General features: G+C 61.1%; 24 protein-coding genes and 2 pseudogenes. 9 read left to right on the forward strand and 17 right to left on the reverse strand.

Translation table 11 applies throughout. The annotated features are described in order from the left end of the window. Positions 1 to 17 precede the first annotated feature (17 nt). The 8 genes from NMA58_RS23290 to NMA58_RS23325 all read right to left on the reverse strand — a co-directional run bounded on the left by NMA58_RS23290 (position 18) and on the right by NMA58_RS23325 (position 8,351). Positions 18 to 584, reverse strand: coding sequence for a sugar transferase (locus tag NMA58_RS23290; RefSeq protein ID WP_434714347.1), 567 nt, complete (start codon positions 582 to 584; stop codon positions 18 to 20). Between the two features lie 919 nt (positions 585 to 1,503). Further along, positions 1,504 to 2,452, reverse strand: a protein-coding gene (locus tag NMA58_RS23295) for an IS630-like element ISRel6 family transposase (protein ID WP_434710177.1) whose coding sequence is annotated in 2 segments (ribosomal slippage) — positions 1,504 to 2,115 and positions 2,117 to 2,452 — 948 coding nt in all. Because the reading frame shifts where the segments join, the coding sequence is not laid out codon by codon here. 189 nt (positions 2,453 to 2,641) lie between these two features. Then, the gene (locus tag NMA58_RS23300) at positions 2,642 to 3,628 is read right to left on the reverse strand and encodes a sugar kinase (protein ID WP_434714092.1); all 987 of its coding nucleotides are present in this window, start codon (positions 3,626 to 3,628) and stop codon (positions 2,642 to 2,644) included. A gap of 18 nt (positions 3,629 to 3,646) precedes the next feature. Continuing rightward, the gene (locus NMA58_RS23305) at positions 3,647 to 4,462 is read right to left on the reverse strand and encodes a carbohydrate ABC transporter permease (RefSeq protein ID WP_085781403.1); all 816 of its coding nucleotides are present in this window, start codon (positions 4,460 to 4,462) and stop codon (positions 3,647 to 3,649) included. After that, positions 4,462 to 5,400: a carbohydrate ABC transporter permease gene (locus NMA58_RS23310; RefSeq protein ID WP_085781402.1), complete on the reverse strand. Its 939-nt coding sequence runs from the start codon at positions 5,398 to 5,400 to the stop codon at positions 4,462 to 4,464. Before NMA58_RS23310 ends, NMA58_RS23305 begins: the two co-directional genes overlap by 1 nt. Beyond that, a complete protein-coding gene (locus tag NMA58_RS23315) occupies positions 5,400 to 6,728 on the reverse strand; it encodes an ABC transporter substrate-binding protein (protein WP_183705614.1) in 1,329 nt (442 codons plus the stop codon). Before NMA58_RS23315 ends, NMA58_RS23310 begins: the two co-directional genes overlap by 1 nt. 54 nt (positions 6,729 to 6,782) lie before the next feature. Next, on the reverse strand, positions 6,783 to 7,460 hold the full coding sequence (locus NMA58_RS23320) for a GntR family transcriptional regulator (RefSeq protein ID WP_434714094.1): 678 nt from the start codon (positions 7,458 to 7,460) through the stop codon (positions 6,783 to 6,785). 6 nt (positions 7,461 to 7,466) lie between these two features. After that, positions 7,467 to 8,351 carry a dihydrodipicolinate synthase family protein gene (locus NMA58_RS23325; RefSeq protein WP_097600109.1) on the reverse strand — a complete coding sequence of 295 codons (885 nt, stop codon included), beginning with the start codon at positions 8,349 to 8,351 and terminating at the stop codon, positions 7,467 to 7,469. 306 nt (positions 8,352 to 8,657) lie between these two features. Between NMA58_RS23325 and NMA58_RS23330 the strand changes: the two are divergent. The 4 genes and pseudogenes from NMA58_RS23330 to NMA58_RS23345 form a co-directional block, all read left to right on the forward strand. Next, positions 8,658 to 8,855: pseudogene (locus NMA58_RS23330) on the forward strand (type II toxin-antitoxin system ParD family antitoxin); the annotation flags it as partial. Beyond that, positions 8,836 to 9,173, forward strand: a pseudogene (locus NMA58_RS23335) (type II toxin-antitoxin system RelE/ParE family toxin). The pseudogenes NMA58_RS23330 and NMA58_RS23335, both read left to right, overlap by 20 nt. Positions 9,174 to 9,699: 526 nt before the next feature. After that, positions 9,700 to 10,404 carry an SDR family NAD(P)-dependent oxidoreductase gene (locus NMA58_RS23340; protein ID WP_434714095.1) on the forward strand — a complete coding sequence of 235 codons (705 nt, stop codon included), beginning with the start codon at positions 9,700 to 9,702 and terminating at the stop codon, positions 10,402 to 10,404. 39 nt (positions 10,405 to 10,443) lie between these two features. Continuing rightward, complete coding sequence (locus NMA58_RS23345; RefSeq protein ID WP_434714349.1) at positions 10,444 to 10,908, forward strand: 2,4'-dihydroxyacetophenone dioxygenase family protein; 465 nt, start codon at positions 10,444 to 10,446, stop codon at positions 10,906 to 10,908. A gap of 76 nt (positions 10,909 to 10,984) precedes the next feature. Here the strand turns inward: NMA58_RS23345 and NMA58_RS23350 are convergent, their stop codons facing one another. The 6 genes from NMA58_RS23350 to denD all read right to left on the reverse strand — a co-directional run bounded on the left by NMA58_RS23350 (position 10,985) and on the right by denD (position 17,397). Beyond that, complete coding sequence (locus NMA58_RS23350) at positions 10,985 to 11,884, reverse strand: carbohydrate ABC transporter permease (protein WP_040112047.1); 900 nt, start codon at positions 11,882 to 11,884, stop codon at positions 10,985 to 10,987. A gap of 10 nt (positions 11,885 to 11,894) precedes the next feature. Further along, positions 11,895 to 12,821 (reverse strand): carbohydrate ABC transporter permease, encoded by a 927-nt coding sequence (locus NMA58_RS23355; protein ID WP_097600112.1) that lies wholly within the window; start codon positions 12,819 to 12,821, stop codon positions 11,895 to 11,897. A 184-nt stretch (positions 12,822 to 13,005) separates the two neighbouring features. Next, a complete protein-coding gene (locus NMA58_RS23360) occupies positions 13,006 to 14,310 on the reverse strand; it encodes an ABC transporter substrate-binding protein (protein ID WP_085781386.1) in 1,305 nt (434 codons plus the stop codon). Positions 14,311 to 14,501: 191 nt separating this feature from the next. Then, positions 14,502 to 15,569 carry an ABC transporter ATP-binding protein gene (locus NMA58_RS23365; protein ID WP_085781385.1) on the reverse strand — a complete coding sequence of 356 codons (1,068 nt, stop codon included), beginning with the start codon at positions 15,567 to 15,569 and terminating at the stop codon, positions 14,502 to 14,504. 71 nt (positions 15,570 to 15,640) lie between these two features. Then, positions 15,641 to 16,414: an SDR family oxidoreductase gene (locus NMA58_RS23370; RefSeq protein ID WP_434714097.1), complete on the reverse strand. Its 774-nt coding sequence runs from the start codon at positions 16,412 to 16,414 to the stop codon at positions 15,641 to 15,643. Then, positions 16,411 to 17,397 carry a D-erythronate dehydrogenase gene (denD, locus tag NMA58_RS23375; RefSeq protein ID WP_434714099.1) on the reverse strand — a complete coding sequence of 329 codons (987 nt, stop codon included), beginning with the start codon at positions 17,395 to 17,397 and terminating at the stop codon, positions 16,411 to 16,413. Before denD ends, NMA58_RS23370 begins: the two co-directional genes overlap by 4 nt. Before the next feature lie 397 nt (positions 17,398 to 17,794). On the opposite strand from denD, the gene NMA58_RS23380 reads away from it, so the two are divergent. Then, positions 17,795 to 18,799 carry a LacI family DNA-binding transcriptional regulator gene (locus NMA58_RS23380; RefSeq protein WP_434714100.1) on the forward strand — a complete coding sequence of 335 codons (1,005 nt, stop codon included), beginning with the start codon at positions 17,795 to 17,797 and terminating at the stop codon, positions 18,797 to 18,799. A gap of 32 nt (positions 18,800 to 18,831) precedes the next feature. Here the strand turns inward: NMA58_RS23380 and NMA58_RS23385 are convergent, their stop codons facing one another. Next, the gene (locus tag NMA58_RS23385; RefSeq protein WP_434714102.1) at positions 18,832 to 19,305 is read right to left on the reverse strand and encodes an NUDIX domain-containing protein; all 474 of its coding nucleotides are present in this window, start codon (positions 19,303 to 19,305) and stop codon (positions 18,832 to 18,834) included. Positions 19,306 to 19,402: 97 nt separating this feature from the next. Between NMA58_RS23385 and NMA58_RS23390 the strand changes: the two genes are divergently transcribed. The 4 genes from NMA58_RS23390 to NMA58_RS23405 all read left to right on the forward strand — a co-directional run bounded on the left by NMA58_RS23390 (position 19,403) and on the right by NMA58_RS23405 (position 21,940). Beyond that, positions 19,403 to 20,224 (forward strand): DUF1206 domain-containing protein, encoded by an 822-nt coding sequence (locus NMA58_RS23390; protein WP_183705603.1) that lies wholly within the window; start codon positions 19,403 to 19,405, stop codon positions 20,222 to 20,224. A 47-nt stretch (positions 20,225 to 20,271) separates the two neighbouring features. Continuing rightward, positions 20,272 to 20,769, forward strand: coding sequence for a metallophosphoesterase family protein (locus tag NMA58_RS23395; protein ID WP_085781379.1), 498 nt, complete (start codon positions 20,272 to 20,274; stop codon positions 20,767 to 20,769). Continuing rightward, entirely contained in the window at positions 20,769 to 21,314 is a 546-nt protein-coding gene (locus NMA58_RS23400; protein WP_434714351.1) for a GXWXG domain-containing protein, read from the forward strand. Before NMA58_RS23395 ends, NMA58_RS23400 begins: the two co-directional genes overlap by 1 nt. 107 nt (positions 21,315 to 21,421) lie before the next feature. Continuing rightward, positions 21,422 to 21,940, forward strand: coding sequence for a hypothetical protein (locus NMA58_RS23405; RefSeq protein WP_434714103.1), 519 nt, complete (start codon positions 21,422 to 21,424; stop codon positions 21,938 to 21,940). 42 nt (positions 21,941 to 21,982) lie between these two features. Here the strand turns inward: NMA58_RS23405 and NMA58_RS23410 are convergent, their stop codons facing one another. Together NMA58_RS23410 and NMA58_RS23415 are read right to left on the reverse strand one after the other, a co-directional pair. Next, the gene (locus NMA58_RS23410) at positions 21,983 to 22,168 is read right to left on the reverse strand and encodes a hypothetical protein (protein ID WP_221139102.1); all 186 of its coding nucleotides are present in this window, start codon (positions 22,166 to 22,168) and stop codon (positions 21,983 to 21,985) included. A 32-nt stretch (positions 22,169 to 22,200) separates the two neighbouring features. After that, a protein-coding gene (locus NMA58_RS23415; protein ID WP_434710177.1) for an IS630-like element ISRel6 family transposase occupies positions 22,201 to 23,149 on the reverse strand; the annotation gives its coding sequence in 2 pieces (ribosomal slippage) (positions 22,201 to 22,812 and positions 22,814 to 23,149; 948 coding nt in all). Between the last annotated feature and the right edge of the window lie 29 nt (positions 23,150 to 23,178).

Genomic DNA, 23,178 nt, shown 5'->3' on the forward strand with positions numbered 1-23,178 from the left:
TATCAGAAGTAGGTAAGTTAGTGCTTTATTCCCTTCCGGCGAACGACCTTCTCGGCCGTCAGAAACAGGATGCGCATGTCGAAACCGACGGAGCGTCGCTCAAGATATTCGACATCGAATTTCACCTTCTCCGGAATCGGCAATTCGTCACGCCCGTTGATCTGCGCCCATCCGGTCAATCCCGGCAGGAGCTTGTCGACGCCGTGGGCCGTCCGCAATGCGATCAGATCATATTGATTGTAGAGCGCCGGGCGCGGCCCGACGAAACTCATCTTGCCCGCCAGAATGCACCAGAGCTGGGGCAGTTCGTCGAGACTGGATTTGCGCAGAAACGAGCCGATTGGCGTCAGAAACCGCTCGGGATTTTCGAGCAGATGTGTCGCGACTGTCGGCGTGTCGACGCGCATGCTGCGGAATTTCGGCATCAGGAAGATCTGATTGAAACGCCCGATACGTTTTGACCAGTAGAGGATCGGTCCTGGCGACGTTAGCCGGACACTGAGAGCGACGACAAGGATCGGAACGAGCAGGATGACCGAAGCCACCAAAGCCAGGAAAAAATCCACCGCGCGTTTCAAGCCCATGCCCCGTACTTCTTCCATTGCCTCTTCAGCGGGATTTCCGCCCATACGCCACAGCGCCGTATCGTCAAAAACCCTTTCGCGTCAACTCCAACCGCAAGCTTTCTTCAGTGAACGCCGGCCGATCGTCGATCAGATCCTAGCCTTGTAGGCCTAGGCAAAGGGGCTCACTTCGAGCTTGGAACGCACGACGTAGCCGCTGCCATCAGATCGCGCCCAACCGCGCCCTATGGTCCACAGGCGCCAATCTCTGGCAGGCCTACAGAACCGGGCCTCTGGCAGGAAAGGATCTTCGCCGGCTCGCCAGCTGCCCTTCGATCGCCTTTGTCGGCATCGGCTTTGGCACCCAAGGTAGCGATGCTGCGGGTGGCCGCACCAAGCGCCAATTCCATTATAGATGATTTGCTGTTTCTGGTCGCTATGGGCTCGTTCTCATTGTTTACTGCAGTAAACTTCCTGCACGTTTCCGGCCCCACGCTTTGTGAATGAGGGCGACGATTTCCGTATTAACCGCCTTCATCGCCTCCCTCGCCGTCATAGTCGCGCGGGTAAACTGGCTTCGCTCGGCCTCATAAAGTGCGTGGTTTGTCATTGCCGCATTGGAGATCTCGATGCTGCGCAGCATTGGATTGGTGTGTTGACGTCGCCCTCGACCTCCTGGTGAAAGCCGTGTTGGAGAAAGGGACGCTGCGCATCGAGATTGACGGCAAGAAGCCGGTGAGCGCCACGGCAAGATGCTGGGCAAGACGCGCGGCACTCGTCGTCTTGCCACTGCCATCCCTGAAGAGGGCGACGACCTGCGGGATGTTCATGACCGTGGCGATGACGCATATAACGCGTTCCGGCGCGCGCATGATGCTCAAGGAAGCCACGCATCTCCCCTTTTGCTCCGCCGCATACGATCGGCGGCGCCTAGAGCCTTTCATGTTTTGACGGAAGCATAGCCCGCATTTGAGAAGTAGTTGGCGCATTCCTCTGGCTTGATGGTGTCGGCGAGTAAGCCCAGATGGCGCCAGGTTTCCTCGATGGTTCGCTTTTGGGCTTGGCGCATCCAGTGCTTGATCTTGGCGAAGGCTTGTTCGATCGGATTAAGGTCGGGGGAATATTTTGGCAGGAACCAGAGCCTGGCGCCGACGGCCCTGATGGCGTCGCGGATGGCTTTGGCTTTGTGAGAGCCGAGATTATCGAGGATGACGATGTCGCCAGGTTTGAGGGTCGGGATCAACTGCTGGCGGACATAGGCGTGAAAGCATTCGCCATTGATGGGACCGTCAAAGACGCAGGGCGCAGTGAGCTTGTCGCAGCGTAGGGCGCCGAGGAAGGTCAGGGTGCGCCAGCGGCCATGCGGGGCAAAGCCGCGCAATCTTTTGCCCCTCGGCCCCCACCCGCGTAACGGCGCCATGTTGGTGCGGATCCAGGTCTCGTCGATAAAGACGAGCCGCTTCGGATCGAAGCGGTCTTGCCAGGCTTTCCAGCGGGCTCTGCGCCGGGCAATGTCGGCGCGGCCCTGCTCAAGGGCGAACAGCGTTTTTTTTAAAGCTCAAGCCCTCGCGGCGCATGAACTGCCAGATGGCATTGTGGGAGACGCTCACGCCGCGGGCGGCCAACTCATCCTTCAGCCGATGTAGCGTCAGATGCGATGTCTGCTCGATCTGCTCGACGATGAAGGCGCGGTGCGGCTCCAGCACACGTCGGCGATGGCCGCCCATCTTGCCCGGTGACACACTGCCGGTGGCCCGATAACGCTGTGACCACTTCACCACGGATGAGACAGCTATGTCGAACCGCTCCGCCACCACCCGGCAGCTCTGACCGTCCACAACCGCTGCAACGACTCGCTCGCGAAGATCATTCGAATAGGGTCGCGTCATGGATGCTGGCCTCCATTCCAGCATCCATCATGAATCACAAATCTGCTGATTTGGGAATCCAGAACCGATTCCGATAAGCAATGATCCGCTCTAGGCGACCAAGACCGACGGCATAGCAAAATTTGGCAAGGCCCAGCCCTCGTACCGCGGAGGCGCAACTCGCGGTCGGCGAGGATACGATGTCCGGCCTCATCTGAACTTGATATCGCTCGCCTTCTGGGAAACGCGGACGTTCCAATCCCGTAGAGCATCGCACGCTTCGGCTCGCGTGGGTGCACCGATGCGGCCGCCGAACACCTGGCATTTGAGAGCCGCCGCCATGGACGACAATCGCATGGTCTCTTCGATCGGCAGGCCTTCTGCGATGGCCAGCGCGAAAGCGCCGTGGAAGATGTCGCCGGCCGCAAGCGTGTCGATGGCCCTTACTTTCGGCGCGGCGAGGTGACGGATGTCGCCGCTTGCATCGTCGAACCACAGGGAGCCGTTTTCGCCAGCCGTGACGCTGATGAAGGCATGTTCGAATTTCCGCTTCAGCAGGCCGACGGTCTCGACGAGATCCGCCGTCCCGGCAAGCCGCTCGGCAGCCGGCTGTGAGAAGACGATGTGGCTCGCCGCCGGCGCCAGCATTTCGATGACGCCCTCGCCCGCAACGTCGCCGTCGAGGATGGCCGGCTTGGCCGCCCCCCTCGCCGCCAATAGCGTCGCCAGCGCAAGCTTTGGCCATCGCACGTCAACGAGAACCGCATCGAAGGAGGAGACATCCTGCTCGGTGACCGGTTTGACCGTAACGTGCAGCCGCGCATCGTAGAAGGGCACGATCAGGCGCTCGCCTTCATCATCGATGAGGATCGTCGAGACGGCCGAGCGGGCGCCCCGCACAACCGTCATGCCGCTCGTGTCTATGCCGCTATCCGCGAGATCGGAAATAATGCGTTCGCCCGTGGCATCGTCGCCGACCGCGCCCCAGAGGCTGGCATGGCCGCCAAGCCGAGCGACGGCGAATGCCGCGCTCGACGCCATGCCTTCGGCGATCTGCAGCATTTCATAGGGCAGGATCTTGCCCTGGCCGGTGGGCAGCGAGCGCACGCGGAACAAGGTGTCGAGCACCGCCGCGCCGACGCAGAGCACGCGGCGCGCAGGACCGGGAGGCGGCTCGAAGGCGGAAGAAGCCGTCAAAATCTCTGTCTCACCTGCTCACTTGACGGCGCCCGCCGTCAGGCCCGCCACGATCTGCCGTTGCGCAAACACCGTCAAGATCAGGACCGGCAAGGTGACGATCAATGCGGCGGCCGCGAGCGGTCCCCAGCTGACCTGTTCGAAAGACAGCATGTTGTAGACGGCGACCGGCAGCGTGCGCGTCTCGCGACTGGCGAGCACGATGCCGAACACGAAATTGTTCCAGGAAAAGATCACCGACAGGATGAAGGCTACGACGATGCCGGGCCTCGCAATCGGCAGGGCGACCAGACGGAAAACCTGCCAGGGTGTCGCGCCGTCGATGCTTGCAGCCTCCTCCAGCTCCATCGGCGTCGTCTCGAAATAGCCGATCATGATCCATACCACGATCGGCACGGTGACGACGAGATGGATGATGATCTGGGGCATCAGCGTGCCGAGCAGGTTCAGCCACTGGAACAAGAGGAAGAGCGGAATGAGGAAGGACAGGCCCGGCGTCATGCGCGCGATCATGATGACCATCGCCGATTTCTCCGCCTTCAGACGCGCGATGCCATAGCCGGCCGGCACGCCGATCAAGAGCGCCAGCAGCGTGGCGCTGCCGGTCACCAGCAGCGAATTCCAGAGATAGAGGAAGAAATTATTCTCCTCGAAGACCTTCACATAGTTCGACCAGGCGAAACGCTCCGGGATGAAGATCGGCGGATAGGCGCCGTTGTCGATTTCATATTTCAGCGACAGCGAGATCATCCAGAGGAAAAACAGGACGACCGGCGAGATCATCACCAGCGCAACGAACAGCAGTCCGATGCGATCGAGCGTCTTGCGCTTCATCAGCGTGCCTCCCCGTCAGACCAGTTCACGCGCTGCCGGATCATCATGAGGACGAAGGAGAGCAGCACGATGAGGATGAAGAAGACGACCGCCATGGCCGAGCCGTAGCCGATGTCGTAATAGGCGAAGGCGGTGTTGTAGAGATAGATGTTGATCGTTTCCGAGGCGGTGCCGGGGCCGCCCTGGGTCATGGCATAGATGATGTCGAAGCTCTTCACGGCATCGATGCTGCGGATGATCACCGCAATCATCAGGAAGGGCGCGATCATCGGCAGAGTCAGATAGCGGAATTTTTGCCAGACATTGGCGCCGTCGATCTCGGCGCTCTCATAAGGTTCGCGCGGAACCGCCGCCAGGCCGCCGAGCACGATCAGCATGACGAGCGGCGTCCACTGCCAGCTTTCGACAAGGACCAGCGAGGGAATGACGCTCGCCTGATTGTAGATCCACTCCTGCGGGCCGATGCCGATGAAGGAGAGGAGATAATTGAGCACGCCGAGCTGCGGGTGGAACATCATCGTCCAGACCAGCGCGATGGCGACGGGGGTCGCCATCATCGGCATCACGAATATGCCTCGAATGAGGCCGCGCAGCGGGAACCTGGCATCGAAGATCAGTGCGGCGAGCGTCCCCAGAAAAAGGGGAAGCAGCACGGAGAGCGCCGTATAGAGCACCGTATGCCACAGCGACTCCCAGAACCGCATGTCGGTGGCGAGTCTGATATAATTGTCCAGCCCCGCAAAGACCTGCGACTGGCCGAGCGTCCAGCTGTTGACGCTCATCCACACCGTGAACACCCACGGAAAGACGATGACGCCCGAGATGACGATGAGCGCCGGGATGACGAAGGGCCAGTAGTTGGGAGCAAACCGGTCCGGTTTGCTCCCACCTTTCGACGCCTTGGCCATAGCGGCCGTTTCGATGCCTGCCGAGGCCATTATCCCTCGCTTTTCGCCAGGACCGGTTCGAACTGGGCCGTCGCCTTCTTCAGTTCGGTTTCCGGATCGGCGCCGCCGATCATGTTGGTGAGGCCGACGCCATAGATGTCACGGAACTCGGTGACCGGAATGATGACCGGCAGGGCGAGCTGGGAAATCTTGCCGGAGCCGGCAACGGCATCCAGCCATGAGCCGGGCATCTTGACGCCTTCGCGGACCTTCGCATCCGCAAGGACGGACTGGCGGAACGGAACGCCGGCGCCGGCCTGCAGCAGGCGTGCACCCATGTCGTGCGAAATCGCCCACTGGCAGAACAGATAGGCTGCTTCCTTCTTCTGGCTTGCCGCGACGACACCGAGGCCGTCGCCGAAGGTGCCCGCGGCCTGCGCCTTCGGTCCTTTCGGCATGACGCCGTAACCGACCTGGCCAACGACGCGCGACTTTTCCGGATTCTCGATCGGTGGGGCGAAACCGACGCCATCAAGCCACATGCCGATCTTGCCTTGCAAGAAGGCCGACTGCGCCTCGGCCCAGTTGAAGCCGGAAACGCCGGGAGGCGCGGTCTTGGTCATCAGTCTCTGGTAAAGCTTGGCCGCCTCGATCGCTTCCTGCGATGTCGTGCGCAGCTTGCCGTCCGGGCCGAGCGGGCTCGAACCATAGCCGAGCAGCAACGTCGTCCAGACCGGCGTATTGGCATTCTTGAGGCCGCGGGCGACGAAGCCGTAGGTGTTGGCGGAGGCATCGGTGAGCGCCTCTGCGGCACTTGCCAGTTCTTCGAAGCTCGTGGGGTAGGCAAGCCCCTTCTTCTCGAACAGCGCCTTGTTCCAGTAGATGATCCAGTAATCGACCGAGAAAGGCAGCGACCGCAGAACGCCGTTGGCGTCCTTGGCGAAGGCGAGGCCTGCTTCGGCGAAATCGCTTTCCACCAGCGAGGGATCAGTCAGCGAGGCGTCCTTGAGAAAGCCGCTGATATCGGCAAGCCAGCCGCCTTTCTCGAATTGCCGTTTCTGCACGTGATAGCTCAGGTGCACAACGTCGAAGCTCGGCTTGCCGGAGCTCAGCTCAATGGTCGTCTTCTGTCGCTGCTGCTGTTCGGGCGTTGCTTCGGCATTGACCTTGATGCCGGTGAGCTCCTCGAACTCGGACAGGTACTTGGTCAGGATTTCGCTGCGCGGGCTCTTGACCAGGTTGACTTCGAGCGTGGTGCCGGCGAAGCGCTTCCAGTCGACCGCAGCGGCTGCCGGCCGCATGCCGAACATGCTGCTGGCGCCAAGAGCGGCGGTGCCCGCCAGAAATCCGCGCCGCGTCGGGTTGAAGAATGATGGCATGTCTATCCTCCTCTTTTGCCGGTGATCTCCTCACCCCCGGCGGTTTATTCTCGATTATATCCTGAGCGCACGGTCCCTTGCATGATTGATGTGTGCGACAAGGCTGTTGACGGCGTCTTCGGCCGATCGTCGTTCGATCGCCTCGAGCACTTTCAGGTGCTCGCCCATGACGGGTCCGACATGGCCGTCGATGCGAAAGCGGTCCTGGCTGATCAGGCGCATCTTGATCGAGTTCACGCGGTAGGCGTTCGAAATGATGGTGTTGCCAAGCGCGTCGATAAAGGCATCATGCATGCCCCAATCGACGGCCTGTGCGTGCAGTTCCAACTCATGCGACACGTTGCCGTTTCGGATGGCGTCGGCGATATCCCGATGCTGCTTCAACAGCCCGGCGATCGTTTCGTCCGACGCTGTCTGTGTGAAGAGCGCCACAGCTTCCTTCTCTAGGAATACACGCAGCTGGAACGCCTCGCGGATAAGGTTGAGATCGATGTGAGCGATCTGCAAACCCCGCTGCGGCACGGTCTTGATCAGCCCCTCCGCTTCAAGCCTCGGGATGAGCTCTCGGATGGCGCCAAGCGTCAGCCCGGTCAGCTCGACCAGACGGCGCTGCGACACGAATTGGCCGGGACGCACGTCACGGGCAAGCAGGTGGCGCGTGAAACTTGCATAGGCCTTTTCCCGTAGCGTCGGCTGCTCCTCCATTTCGTCCATCGCCTCCCCCCCAAACATGGCTAACTATGCCGCCTTCGATTGGAAAAGACGGTCAAAAGCAATCGCAAGCTGTTCCTGCGCTTCGGCGGATAATGGGAGGAGCGGCGGACGAACCGCAACCCAGATGTCCTCCAACGTCGTGCACGCCACCATCGTCTTCACGGCCGGAATGACCGGATGTTTCAGCAATTCGACGACGAAATCGGCGACGCGGTTATCGTCCCTGCCCTCTTCGGCCATCGGCTTGAGTTCGCCAGGCACAAAATTCGCCATGCCCGATATGGCGCCCTGGCCGCCGAGCCGCACGGCCCTTGCGAGGTGCCGCTCGTCGCCGACCAGGATGATGAGATCACGATGCGCTTTGAGAAGCGCTTCGGTGTAGGGCCAGTCGCCGGAGGAATCCTTGACGCCCGTGACGATATGGGGAAAGGCGGTCCGCAGCCGGCCGATCAGCGACACGCTCAGCGGCACCATGGTGACCGAAGGAAGATTATAGACGATGATATCCCGCGCCGTGTCGCCCAGCAGGGAGAATACGGCGGAAAACCACTGGAAGACGCCGTCGTCACTCACGTTCTTGAAATAGGACGGCGGGGCAAGAAGGATGTTGCGGGCGCCATTGGACAGGGCCTGACCGGCCTGCATCGCCGCATCCTCTGCGGCATCGACGAGCACGCCGACGATGATGTTGCCGGGCGCAATGCCGGCATCGAGAAAGGCGGCCACTATGCGTTCCCGTTCGCCATTCCCGATGGAAGATCCCTCACCTGTCGTCCCGAACAGCGTCACGCTGGAGCACCCGGCGGCAAGGCACCGCCGCGCTTGCGCGATCATCGCCTCGATCGCAATATTGCCATCACTGTCGAACGGCGTGGCGAGAGCGACGGAGAGCCCGAATCTTGATGTCAACCTTGTTCCTCCCAGCTAATGAGTCAGGTGTAGCAGACTGACATGTTAGTTGTAAAGAGCTGATCGTATCGGTCGGTGCGGAGCCCTCTTCTTGGCCACAATGGCCATTTGCCAGTGGCCGTAAAGCAGATGAACTCGTTTCTCTGGAAAAGTGCGGCGTTGGCAGCAAACACTACCAATAGCGGGCCTGCCATGACGATAGATGAAGGCTTTCGGTAGATCGACAAATGTGCAACTGAGTAGCAAACTCGGCTCGATGGAGATAAAACCGATGAGTGTCAAATCGTCGATCTCGCTAACCGGGATTCCAGCATGAGTTCCGTTCTTCAGCAGGGCCTGGAGCTTCTCCGCCAAAGGACGGAAAGCGAGACCGCCGAAACGGCAGCCCTTCGCGAGTTGCTCCAGCGGCGTTTGAACGGCCCGATGACTTCCACGACGGATATGGAAAGCCGCATCGAGACAATGATCGACCGGAAGCGGCGGGCTGTTCGTGTGGACCGTTGAATATCCCGAGGATGTCGAACGCGATTTTGAGTTGATTTTCTCGACTCCTATGTCGAACTCGAAGACTCGCCTGACCAGGCTTTGGCGCGTACCGCTGAACGAATTCGTAAATTGCGTGTCGGAATCGACCGTCTGGTCGATACGCCTTATATCGGGACATTGCGCCCCGACATTTGGCCGGGAATCCGGTTTCTTCGGGGGGACAAGGCGGCGGTCTGGTTCTTACCCGTAGAGCATAGTCGCAGGTTCATTATTGCCGCAGTTTTCCACGGGGCGCAGGACCATATTAGACATATGCTCGCACGTATGCTGGCGTGACAAGGCCTACATGCACCTAGGCAACTCTCAGTCTGGTGGCGGTGCTATCCAATTTACGCAATACCGGAGCATCGGGGACATTGTCAGCGTATCCTGCCTCGCTCGTGATGTCGGCTTTCTGCGTCTTCTGATGTTAAGCGGGCGCGTATGGTTCGAAAAGAGCCTTCGACGGCAAGATGCGTTCCGCTCGAGCGTACTCGCGCGATCGCCCATTCGATCACTCGCTTTGTAATGTCATCTTCGCTACTCTGGAGAATGCGACCGCCTGACCGGCCCTTGACGACACGAATGCTAACGTGAATTTTTACCCGAAGCTTGGCAGACCACTCTTCGTGCTGAAGATGGGCTTGCATGGCGCATTCGTTGCGTCCGCGAGCGAACGCATCCGCATTCCAGGCGAAGGTGCAGACGGTCGATACCACAGGTCACAGCGACAGGGTCGATGGTGCGCTTCTTCGTTCGAGGCCGCAGCGCCTATAACCGTGAGAGGCGACGTTCTGGCATTCCCGAGCAAAGAGGTTGGCGTATGAAACATGCACTGGTGACAGGTGGCGGCCGCGGTATCGGGCTTTCCGCCGCCCTGGCGCTTCGTGACGCAGGTTTTCGTGTGACGGCGACGGGGATCGATGCCGCCGAAATCGACGCCATGCCGAAGAGAGAGTGTCTTGCCGGCGTCGTGCTCGATGTGCGCGACCAGGCCTCCGTGGAGAGGCTGGTCGGTTCTTTCGACAGGCTCGATGCAGTCGTCAATTGCGCCGGGCTCATTCGGCGCGGCGGCGCGGAGTTCGATTCCGCCACCTTCTCGGAGGTCATCGACGTCAATCTCTCGGGCACGATGCGGGTTTGTGTCGCAGCAAAGCCGCTGCTGGCTCGAAAAGGCGGCGCTATCGTCAATACCGCTTCCATGCTGTCATTCTTCGGCGGACCGGCCGTGCCGGCCTACACCGCCAGCAAGGGCGGCGTGGCGCAGCTCACCAAATCTTTGGCCGTTGCCTGGGCGGCGGACAATATCAGGGTCAACGCGGTGGCCCCCGGCTGGATCGCCACCGAGCTGACCCGTCCCCTCTACGAAGACCCGAGCCGAGCAGAGCCTATCCTGCAGCGCACGCCGATGCGCCGCTGGGGCAAGCCGGAAGACGTCGCCGGCCCGATCGTCTTCCTGTGCTCGGAAGCGGCCGGCTTCATGACCGGCGTTATCCTGCCGGTCGACGGCGGTTATGCCGCAGCTTGAAAGGAGAGAGGTTCCGTGGCCTATCAATCTGTCCACCCTATGTCGCCGCCCGAGATCGTCGTCGCGGCGGTTCCCGAAGATGAACGGCTCTGGGTTCCCCAAGCCCCCGATGTCTGGTTCCGCCCGCTGATGCTGAACACGCTGCAGGGCGCATGGTGCAATCTCCTGCGGGTGCGCCGCGCCGGTATCCTCAGCCGCCATCGCCATCCGGCACCCGTTCACGGCTATGTCATCAAGGGCCGCTGGCGCTACCTCGAACATGATTGGATGGCCACCGAAGGAGCCTATGTCTTCGAGCCGCCCGGCGAAACCCATACGCTGACCGTGCCCGACGACGTCGAGGAGATGATCACCTTCTTCAACATTTCTGGCTGCATGTATTATGTCGACGAAAAAGGCGATCACACCGGCTTCGAGGATGTCTTCACCAAGATCGACATGTGCGCCGCCCATTATCAGAAGGTCGGCCTCGGCGCCGATTTCGTGAGGCAGTTCGTCCGGTAGCGGTTGACGAGCCGATCGGCATCTTTTCGGCCGGCGGGGATGAAATCCTCACCACCCGCCGCCGAAACGATCGTTGCTACTCCTTCACCGCACCCGTCATCGAGGACACGTAGTAGTCGACGAAGAACGAATAGAGGATGACGACTGGCAGTGAGCCGAACAGGGCGCCCGCCATCAGCGATCCCCATTCGAAAACGTCGCCCCGCACCAGTTCGGTCAGGACGCCAACCGGAATGGTCTTGTTCTCCGAGGACTGGATGAATGTCAGTGCGTAGATGAATTCGTTCCAGGAGAGCGTGAAGGCGAAGATGCCGGCCGAGATCAGGCCGGGCACGGCAAGCGGCAGGATGATCTTGACGAGGATCTGCCAGCGGTTGGCGCCGTCCACCAGCGCGCTTTCCTCGAGTTCGAAGGGGATCGAGCGGAAATAGCCCATCAGTAGCCAGGTGCAGAAGGGAATGAGGAAAGTCGGATAGGTGAAGATCAGCGCCAGACGCGAGTCGTAGATCCCGAGCTTGAAGACGATGAAGGCGAGCGGGATGAAGAGGATCGACGGCGGAATCAGATAGGCGAGAAAGATGACGAGGCCGATCTGCCTGGAGCCGGTGAAGCGCACGCGCTCGATCGCGTAGGCGCCGAACACCGAGGCGACGAGCGACAGCGCCGTCGACCCCACAGCCACCAGCATCGTATTCCACAGCCAGCCGGGATAAGATGTCTCGAGAAATAGGTATTTGATGTGGTCAAGCGTCGGGCCGACCACCCAGAAGGGGCTGTAGTTGTTGTAATCCGTCAGCTGCTCGTTCGGCTTCACCGCGGTGATCGCCATCCAGTAGAAGGGAAAGAGCAGCACGAAGACGAAGACGGCCATCGGCAGGTAGAGCATCACCACGCGCCGCGGCAGGCGGTTCAGGTAGCTCATGCCCTCGGCATTGTCGGTCAGGACCTCATCGGCCGTTTTGAGATTGGTCGACATGGTTCGCTCCTTAATCTTGTCCGCCCTGCTGCCATTTGCGGCGTTGCAGACCGAAGAAACTGAACATGATGGCGCCGAGCAGGAAGGGTATCATGGCGACGGCGATGGCAGCACCCTCGCCGAGCTGGCCACCCGGAATGCCGCGCTGGAAAGAGAGTGTGGCCATCAGATGTGTGGCGTTGACAGGCCCGCCCTTGGTCAGCACGTAGATCAGCTGGAAATCCGTGAAGGTGAAGAGCACCGAAAAGGTCATGACGACGGCGATGATCGGCGTCAGCATCGGCAGCGTCACATAGCGGAAGCGCTGCCAGCTCGTCGCGCCATCGAGCGAGGCCGCCTCCTGCAGCGAGGCCGGAATCGTCTGCAGGCCCGCGAGCAGCGAAATAGCTACGAAGGGAATGCCGCGCCAGACATTGGCGACGATGACCGAGATGCGGGCATTCGTGGGATCGCCGAGGAAGTTGATCGGCGCGCTGATCAGCCCGAGCTTCATCAGCGACCACGATATGATCGAGAATTGGGAATCGTAGATCCACCAGAAGGCCAGCGCCGAAAGCACCGTCGGCACTACCCAGGGCAGGAGCACGATCGCCCGGAAGAAGGATTTGAACGGAAGGTGCTGGTTCAGGAGCAGCGCCAGCCAGAGGCCGAGAGCGAATTTCAGAGCCGAGGCGATGACCGTATAAAGGATGGTGTTGAAGACTGACAGCCAGAAAACCGCGTCATCGGCCAGGAATTCATAGTTCTCCAGGCCGATGAAAATGCCGTCCCGGCCGATCCGCGTGTCGGTAAAACCAAGCCAGACGCCGAGCCCCAAGGGATAAGTGAGAAAGCAGACGAGGAACACGGCGGCCGGCAGCATAAAGAGGAAGCCGAGCACGTTGTTGTTCTGCATTAGCGAGGGGCCGCGCTTATCCCCTGAGTCCAAGGTCGACATTGCTTGTCTCCAGATTGCATTCAGTCCTGATGCATGTCGCCCGGAAGTGTGCAGCGGTTCCGGGACAACGACATGCATAAAAACAAGGAACTAAAGCGCGGCGCATGGATCAAACCTGATGTGACGCGCTTCAGAGGCTCGCGGCATGCCGGACATCAGGCATGCCGCAGGTCCCGGCTCCGGATCAGACGCGGTAGTAGCGGTTTGCCCGGCGTTCGGCTTCCTTCATCGCGTCCTCGGGCGACTTCTGGCCGGTGACGGCGGCGGCATACATGTCGACCAGCACGTAGTCGGCCATGGTCGCCGCCGAGGCGTAGCCGAGCGGCCCGGCATAACCGTTCGGGCGCAGCTTTTCCGAGGCGCGCGCATAGGGCGCGTGAACCGGATCGGCAGTCCAGACCGGATTATTGGCGAAGGCCTTGAGGGGCTGGCAGCAATAAGCGCTGGAGCCCTGAATCCAGGCATTCATCTGATCGGCTTCCATCATGAACTTGATGTAGGCCTTTGCCGCTTCCGGATATTTGCTGTGCTTGAAGAGCAGCAGCGAGCTCGTCTGGAAAAGCTCGACGCTCTTGCCAACCGGCCCGATCGGAAAGTTCGTCGTGCGGATGTCCTTGGCGATCTCGGCGAGTTTCGGGTCGTTCTTGGCCGTGTAATAGACCGAGACGCCGTTGGCGATCAGCGATACCTGGCCGGCGAGGAAGGCACGGTTGTTGTTGACATCCAGCCAGCTTTCCGTGCCGGGAATGAAGGTCGCGTAGAGCTCCTTGGCGTAGTTGATAGAGGCGAGCGTTTCCGGGCTGTTGATCGTCACGGTGCCGCTTTCGTCGACCATTTTGCCGCCATGGCTCCAGAGCAGCCAATGGGCGTAGTTGTTGCCGTCGCCGACCGCCTTGCCGTGCGGGAAGCCGGCGGGCGTGCCCTTTGCCTTCATCGCCTTGCAAAGCTCGAGGAAGCCTGCGGTATCGTTCGGGAATTCGTTGAAGCCGGCCGCCTTCACATGGCTGTCGCGATAGACGACGGCATTGCCGATTGTTGTCAGCGGCATGGCGATGAACTTGTCGTCGCGGGTGGCGTAACCCTTCAGGCCGTCATACCAGCCCTCGTATTTGTTGCCGAGATAGTTGCCGAGTTCGGTGAGATCGACCAGCTTGTCGGGATATTGGTGCGCGTCGTCGAACCAGCACATAATGAGATCCGGACCGGAGCCGACATTGGCCGCGACCGCTGCCTTCGGACGGATGTCCTCCCAGCTCTCCTTGTCGATGCGCACTTCTACGCCTGTCGCCTCGGTGAACTTCTTGGTATTGGCGAGCCAGGCATCCTCATCGCCCTTCACGAAAGGCGTCCAGCGCAGCAGCCGCAGGCTGGCGCCGCTTTCCGGCGTGTAGGTCGGTTCGGCCTGCGCAAAGGACGGCTTGATGCCAAGGCCGGCGACACCGGCAACGGCTGCCGATGCAGCAAGAAATTCACGTCTCTTGATCGTCATGAGATTCCTCCTCATTGAAACAGCGGGAGCAATTCTCCGGCATTCACCTCCCGCTTGGTGAACGGCGGCCTGGCATCCCGGAGGCGTAAGCTCCCCTGGGAGGTTTGCGCTCCCGTGGGGCTCACCCCTCGAATGCTTGCGCTCCGGCGGAACGGAAGACTCCTCCTCTCCCCTTATCCCGCCGGATGGCGTCAGTCGGTCAATCTCATGCCGCCTTCGGCGTCGAAGAGATGCACATGTTTGGCGTCGATCGCCACGCGGATGGCTTCACCCGGACGGGCATCGACGCGCTCGCGGAAGACGCAGCTGACATCGCTGCCGCCGAGGCGGACGGTCAGATGCGTCTCGTAGCCGGTCGGCTCGATTACCACGATCTCGGCCGGCAGGCCGTTCGCATCGAGCGAGATATATTCTGGGCGCAGCCCGTAGACGAGGTCACGGCCGATAGCGCTTGCCGGCGGATTGGAGACCGGCAGCCGCGTGCCGTTGGCAGCGACGAACTGGCTGGGGTTCTCCGGATCGAGCCTGCCGTGGATCATGTTCATTGCTGGCGAGCCGATGAAGCCGCCGACGAAGAGATTGGCGGGACGGTCGTAAAGCTCGAGCGGGCTGCCGATCTGCTCGACGATGCCGTCATGCATGACGACGATTTTGTCGGCCATCGTCATCGCCTCGATCTGATCATGCGTGACGTAGACGGTCGTCGTTTTAAGGCGCTGGTGCAGTTCCTTGATCTCGGCGCGCATGGCGACGCGCAGTTTCGCATCGAGGTTGGACAGCGGCTCGTCGAACAGGAAGACTTCCGGATTGCGCACGATCGCCCGGCCCATGGCGACGCGCTGGCGCTGGCCGCCGGAAAGCTGGCGCGGATAACGGTCGAGCAGCTTGTCGAGGCCGAGGATCCCGGCGGCATATTTCACCCGCTTTTCCGCTTCTGCCTTCGGCGATTTGTTGAGCATGAGCGAGAAGCCCATGTTCTGCTCCACCGTCATATGCGGGTAGAGCGCATAATTCTGGAACACCATGGCAATGTCGCGGTCCTTCGGCGGCAGCGTGTTGACGACGCGCCCGCCGATCCTGATCTCGCCGCCGGAAATATTCTCGAGCCCTGCCAGCATCCGCAGAAGCGTGGACTTGCCGCAGCCGGAGGGGCCGACGAGGATGACGAATTCGCCGTCGGCGATATCGATGTCCACCCCCTTGATGACGGGATGCGCGCCGAATGATTTCCGGACATCCGCGAATTGAACGTTTGCCATACTCCCTCCTCCCAGATCATGAGCACTGCACAACTGCATATAGGTCGCTTCGGCCGCAGCTGCAGGCCTTCTCACCCTCGCCCGACAAAGGGCATTTTTGTCGCCATGACAGTCATGGTCAGCACGTTGGCGCTGAGCGGCAGGCCGGCCATGTAGACGACCGCGTCGGCAATATGGGCCGGGTCGATCGTCGCCTCCGCGGCAATGCTGCCGTTGGCCTGCAGCACGCCGGCCGCAATTCTCGTCGTCATGTCGCTGGCGGCATTGCCGATATCGATCTGGCCGCAGGCGATGTCGAATTCGCGCCCGTCAAGCGCGGTGGATTTGGTCAGGCCCGTAATGGCGTGCTTCGTCGCGGTGTAAGGCGCGGAATTCGGGCGGGGCGTTGTGGCCGAGACCGAGCCGTTGTTGATGATGCGGCCGCCGCGCGGGGTCTGGCTCTTCATCAGCCGGAAGGCCTGCTGGGTGCAGAGGAAGGCACCGGTGAGATTGGCGGCGACGATGGCGCTCCACTGCTCGAAGGAAACCTCCTCGAGCGGCACTCCCGGCACAGTGACCCCGGCATTGTTGACCAGGAGGTCGAGCCGTCCGTATCTCTGCGAGATCGCGTCGAACAGAGCCCACACCGAAGCGGGATCGCCGACATCGGCAGGAACTGCGAAAAACTCGGCCCCCGTTTCGCTGCCAAGATCGCTCGCCGCCTTCTCAAGCACATCGGCCCGTCGCCCTGAAATCACGACCCTGTAGCCGGCAGCGCCGAGTCCCCTTGATATGGCACGCCCGACACCGGTGCCGCCGCCGGTGACAAGCGCGATCTTTGCTTCTCCTCCCGCCGATATGCTCACGCAATCCTCCCGCCGAGTTCATCCTCGATATGCACCTGCAGAATTTCGTCGAAGCTCGTTTCCGCCGTAAAGCCGAGCGAAGAGGCTCTGGTCGCATCGAACTGAGTCGGCCAACCGGCGACGATGCGTTCAATCACGGGATCGGGCACGCGTTTGATGAGGGCGACCGCCTTGTCGCCGGCCACCCGGCGCAGAGCGTCGATCTCTTCGGAGACCAGCGCGGAAAGGCCCGGCATTGTGAGGTTGCGCCGCGCGCCGATCTTTTCGGTATCGATCGTCGCGGCATGAACGAAAAAGCCGACGGCCGCGCGCGGACTGGCAAACCAGTGCCGCACGCTGTCGCTGACCGGCAATATGGCTTCCTTGCCGACCAGCGGCTCGCGCAGAATGTTGGAGAAGAAACCGGAGGCCGCCTTGTTGGGTGCGCCGGGGCGCACGCAGATGGTCGGCAACCGGATGCCGATGCCGTCGAAGATGCCGCGGCGGGAATAATCGGCAAGCAGCAGTTCGGCGATCGCCTTTTGGGTGCCGTAGCTCGTCAGCGGCGTCGTGAAGAATTCGTCCGGAATGACCTCCGGGAACGGTGTGCCGAAGACGGCGATCGAGGAGGCAAAGACGACGCGCGGTACATAATCGCTCTTGAGGCCGAGCTGACGGATCGCATCAAACAGGGCGCGCGTGCCGTCAAGGTTGACGGCATAACCCTTGTCGAAATCTGCCTCGGCCTCACCCGACACGATGGCGGCCAGGTGAAAAATCAGATCCGGACGGCTTTCGATCAGCCTGTCGGCCGCACCGGCAGAGGCAAGGTCAACCGTCAGTGCCGTCGAGACGGGCCGAAGCGATGCCGGCACCGGCGGCTGAAACGCGTCCACCAGCGTCAGGCGGGTGATGGGCCGGTCAAAAACCAGCGGCTCGCGTGCGATCTTGTCGACCAGCTTGCGGCCGACCATGCCGGCCGCGCCCAAAATCATCACATGCATTTCGGCTCTTCCTCCCGTCGGCCACTGTCATCGGTCAAGATCGCGCTGCCCGTCGTATTGTCCTTGGGGTCACCCCTGCTCGGCTCGCGACGCGATCTGGAGCCGGCCCGATCGGCATATGCCCGATCGAATTCAGATAGGTTTGCAACCTGCGGGTCAAGTCACCTTCCAAAGCCCTGCTCGTCAGCCCGCCAATTCCGACTCCATGACCATAGCTGGTCCAACCTCCCGCATGGCTTCTTCTCCCGTTTCTGATCGGTGGTATCGATACCGGTATCGGTAACAACGTCTATTTTTACCGTGCATGTCAAGTAGCGAGTGTTTTCCTTTTTTGGAAAAGAGCCTATGAGTCTGACGTTGCCCGCTGGCGAGGCAGTTCGACGATGGGGTCGGTGCGATGCGAAAATCCACACTGGAAGAGGTTGCCGCTGCGGCAGGCGTCAGCAAGATGACGGCGTCGCGCGCTCTTCGCGGCGCCGCCGACGTCTCCAAGGAGACCCGCGAAAAGGTGCTTCAGCAGGCCGAGCGGCTAAATTACGTCGGCAACCGGCTGGCGCTCTCACTGTCGTCGCAGCGCACCAATCTCGTCGCCGTCGTCGTTCCCAGCATGTCCAACATCGTCTTTCCCGAAATGCTGGCGGGCATTTCCGCGGGGCTGCGGGGATCCGGCATGCAGGCGGTGTTCGGCATCTCCGACTATGACATGGCGAAGGAACGGGAGATCATCCGCGACATGCTCTCCTGGCGGCCTGCCGCCATTATCGTGACGGGCCTCGATCAGCCGGCGGAAACGGTCAAAATGCTGCAGAATGCAGCCATTCCCGTCATCCAGCTGATGGACCTCGACGGCACACCGATCGATTTCAACGTTGGCCTCTCGCACGGCAAGGCTGGGGAAGAGATGGCAAAAGCGCTTTTGGCGGCCGGTCGCCGGCGGTTCGGTTATATCGGCAGCGCGATCGACAGAGATCTGCGCGCAGGCAAGCGGAAGGCCGGCTTCGAGAAAGTGCTGCGCGAGAGCGGCCTTTCCTTCATGGATGAGCGGTTCAACGCCGCCTATTCCTCAGTGGCGCACGGCAAGCGGCTGTCGATGTCCATGCTTGCCGCGACCCGGGATCTCGATTGCATCTATTATTCCAACGATGACATGGCAACGGGCGGCGTCTTCGCATGCCTGGAACTCGGCATTTCCAGCCCTGCCGAAATCCTGATCGCCGGCTTCAACGGATTGGATGTTGCCAGTGCCCTCCCCGTCAGGATTGCGACCTCGATCTCGCCGCGGCGCCAGATGGGCGAAGCCGCCGCCGCGCTTCTGCTAGCCGCGAGCAGCGGTGACGAAAACCGGATATGCGAAAAAGTAATTGCTTTCACTCCGGAGATCACCGGAGTCGATCGAGGTTAAAGGCCTCGCGTGCTTCAGGCGATTGAGCGCGTTCACTGGTCTCGACCGAGCTGTTTTAGGAGATCGGCAAGCATTGCGGCCTGGCCCTTGAGAATCTTGATCTCAGCCTCTGCGATCGCAAACCACCCAGCGCGGTCGACCTCGGGAAAACTTTGGATCCGACCCGATCGCGGCGGCCATTCGATCTGAAACTCCGAACTCCGTAACTTCTCGACATCAAGCGTGACGTCCGCCTCCACCGACCAGACGACCACCACCTTTCCGCCAGGCTGGCGATATTCTCCGAGCGGGACGAAGCTTCCCTTCATTTCGACGCCAAGTTCCTCCTGCGCCTCCCGGATCGCTGCCGACAGTTGGTCTTCGCCGGCTTCGATCAATCCTTTCGGGATCGACCAGGCGCCCTCGTCCTTCTTTGCCCAGAAGGGACCGCCGGGATGAACGAGCAGGACCTCCAGCTTCCTCTCGCAAAGGCGGTAGATGAGAAGCCCGGCGCTACGGACCGGCATCGGCAACTCCCTCAATGATCATGGTCTTTCCTCGAGGACAACTTTCCGCGCGGTGGCGCGTTAGAGCTGACAGCCACACAGACGCGCGGAGAATATCATGCCCAAAGGATTTCGTTTCGACCTGCTTGCCAAGAGCGGCTATGTGGCGCGCGGTATCGTGTTCCTCCTCGTGGCGGGCCTCGCTCTCTTCTCCGGCGTTGCCGGGGGGAAGCCGGAAACGAAATCGGCACTTTCGACGCTTCTCGAACAGCCCTTCGGCCGCGTCTGGGTCGGGCTCATCGGCGTCGGACTTCTGGGTTTCGTCGCTTGGCGACTGGCGCAGTCGCTCGCCGACAGCGACGGCCATGGCCGCGACACTAAGGCCATCGCCATCCGCGCGGTTTTCTTCGGCAGCGCCGTCGTCTATCTCGGGCTTGCCGGATACGCGCTGGGGCACGCACTCTTCAGCGGCGGCGGAAGCGAAGGCTCGGGTGAGAAGGGATTGGCCCAGTGGATCATGTCGCAGCCGTTCGGCGCCTATCTTGCCATGGCCGTCGGTCTCGGCTTCATCATCGGCGGGGTCGTGACGGCGGTTAAGGGCATCACCAGGAAATTCGAGCGCTATCTCAGGCTCGCCGACGCCAGCGGCGTGGTGACCTCGGTCTGCGTCTACGGCCTCGTCGCCCGCGGCATCGTCTTTGTGATCACCGGAATCTTTTTCGCCTATGCAGGTTTTCGTGTTGACCCTGAGCAGGCAGGCAGCATGGCGGACGCGCTCGAATGGGTGAGACGGCTTCCTTTCGGCGCCATCCTCTATATCGCCGTGGCGATCGGACTGGCGGCCTTCGGGATCTATAACCTCGTCGAAGCGCGCTATCGCATCGTGCACAGCCCGTCCCTTGACGACGTGAAACATTCGATCCCCACACCTGGCCATTAGCAAAAACGGCGGCTTCCCAAGCAGGCGGGCTGCGCCATCTCTGTCAGATGATCTATTTTACCGGCGATACCCATTTTGCAGATCCCCGCGTCCTTCGCATCGACCGACGCCCCTTTCCCGACATGACGTCCCACGACGTGACCCTGATCCAGAACTGGAACGAAATCATTGGCCCGCAGGACGATATCTGGCATCTCGGCGACTTCATGTCGTTCCGCGGTGGGGACTGCGACCAGCTCCTTTCGATGCTGAACGGGCGGAAGCACCTCATCATCGGGAATAATGATCCCCCGGCGACGACAGAGGCGACGGGATGGGCAAGCGTTCAGCACTACAGTGAGATGACGCTGGACGATCATCTGCTGATCCTGTGCCATTACCCCTTCCGCACCTGGAAGAAGATGGGGAAGAAGTCGATCAATCTGCACGGACATTCCCACGGCCGCCTCAAGCCCCTGCCCCGCCAGTACGATGTCGGCGTCGATGCGCAGGGCCTCAGGCCGGTGTCGCTGCAAGCCCTGTTGTCAACGAAGCCGGGGTCATGATGCCGCTGAAAAGCGCTAAGCGACAGAACGAAATGACGGCCTGGTTCTCTTCGCTGGCGCCGGTCCTGCCGACCGAGATGCTCGGCCTGTGGCGAGGTGCGGGCATACCATCGGATCACCCGCTCGACGGCGTTCTCGAGAACCTCGGCTGGTTCGGCAAGCGGTTTCACGCCGACATGCGCGCGGACGCCCTCCTCTTTCAGTGGCGGTCGGATCGGCTGGTGGCGATCGAACCCGGAATTATCCCAATCAGCCTGGCGATCAAGGCGGCGCCGTTCGGCCGCACTCGGATCGCCCGGAACTGGTTCTCCTATCTGCAGAAGGCACTCCGGGCGCGGGGCACGACCGCCTCGTTGAAGCTACGGACGTTCGACAACGTCAGCACTGCTGCGATGGTCTACGACAGGCAGCCTATCGCCGATTATTTCCGCAGGATGGGAGATCACGAAGTGGCCGGTATGATGTGCGTCGATAATGATCCCCGTCGCTATTTCTTCAATCTCCGCAAGATCGAAGTCGGATCTCAGCGAGCCGTCCCAGATTGAATAAGGAGGCGACTGCCCGATGCTGCCACGATGGCGCCAGCGCCTCGGCGCCGGGAACAATCTGCCGCGTTCGCCAGTTGTAAGGGCACGCTAGCGTGGGGGATATCATGCGTGCCGTCCTGATCGCGACTTTGCTCTCGCTCTCCTGCTTGCCGTCGAACGTAAAGGCGTCCGAGGCAGGGTTTTTGCAATCCTTGGCAGGTGACTGGAGCGGGGGTGGAATCGTGCTCACCAAGATAGGCGGCACCAATTTCAATGTCTCGTGTACCCTCAGATCAGATGCCAGCGCATCCGCCGTCTCGATGAACGGAAAATGCCGCGGCTTGGCGGTTTTCACCCGAAGTTTCTCGGCGAGTGTGAAGGCAGCCGGGCAGCGTTATACCGGGAATTACATCGGTCCATCGGGGCAGCCGTCCAAGCTTGCCGGCAGCAGGAACGGTGAGGCACTGAACCTGCGCGTGACCTGGGCGCGGATCGTCAATGGCGATCGAGACGCCACGCTGATGATTGAGAAAGTCGGGCAAGACAGGTTGCGACTGCAAACGGTTGACCGAGATCCGGCCTCGGGCCAGTCGGTCGTGACGAGCCGCATCGATCTACAGCGTCCCTCGCCAGCGAAGAAGTGAGGCCTCCTCCTGACGTCAAGAGGTTTTCCCGCCGCAGCGCCTTCAGTGCTTTTTGGCGTGATGGTCGCCTCGGTCGCCTTCCCCGGGCTTGGTGTCATTCTTTGCCCGCCGCCGCTTGTCTGCCGACAGCGAGCGGCCGACGTCGTCGGATTCCTTGAAGCGACCGCGATCGTCGCGGCGGACGTAGCGCTTGTCGGTGCCCGTATCTACCAGTTCACGTTTCGACATGATCGTCTCCTTTGCTGTTGGATTAGAGCCTTTCATGTTTTGACGGAAGCATAGCCCGCATTTGAGAAGTAGTTGGCGCATTCCTCTGGCTTGATGGTGTCGGCGAGTAAGCCCAGATGGCGCCAGGTTTCCTCGATGGTTCGCTTTTGGGCTTGGCGCATCCAGTGCTTGATCTTGGCGAAGGCTTGTTCGATCGGATTAAGGTCGGGGGAATATTTTGGCAGGAACCAGAGCCTGGCGCCGACGGCCCTGATGGCGTCGCGGATGGCTTTGGCTTTGTGAGAGCCGAGATTATCGAGGATGACGATGTCGCCAGGTTTGAGGGTCGGGATCAACTGCTGGCGGACATAGGCGTGAAAGCATTCGCCATTGATGGGACCGTCAAAGACGCAGGGCGCAGTGAGCTTGTCGCAGCGTAGGGCGCCGAGGAAGGTCAGGGTGCGCCAGCGGCCATGCGGGGCAAAGCCGCGCAATCTTTTGCCCCTCGGCCCCCACCCGCGTAACGGCGCCATGTTGGTGCGGATCCAGGTCTCGTCGATAAAGACGAGCCGCTTCGGATCGAAGCGGTCTTGCCAGGCTTTCCAGCGGGCTCTGCGCCGGGCAATGTCGGCGCGGCCCTGCTCAAGGGCGAACAGCGTTTTTTTTAAAGCTCAAGCCCTCGCGGCGCATGAACTGCCAGATGGCATTGTGGGAGACGCTCACGCCACGGGCGGCCAACTCATCCTTCAGCCGATGTAGCGTCAGATGCGATGTCTGCTCGATCTGCTCGACGATGAAGGCGCGGTGCGGCTCCAGCACACGTCGGCGATGGCCGCCCATCTTGCCCGGTGACACACTGCCGGTGGCCCGATAACGCTGTGACCACTTCACCACGGATGAGACAGCTATGTCGAACCGCTCCGCCACCACCCGGCAGCTCTGACCGTCCACAACCGCTGCAACGACTCGCTCGCGAAGATCATTCGAATAGGGTCGCGTCATGGATGCTGGCCTCCATTCCAGCATCCATC

It is taken from the genome of Rhizobium sp. YTUHZ045 (assembly GCF_051124255.1).
GTDB lineage: Bacteria > Pseudomonadota > Alphaproteobacteria > Rhizobiales > Rhizobiaceae > Rhizobium.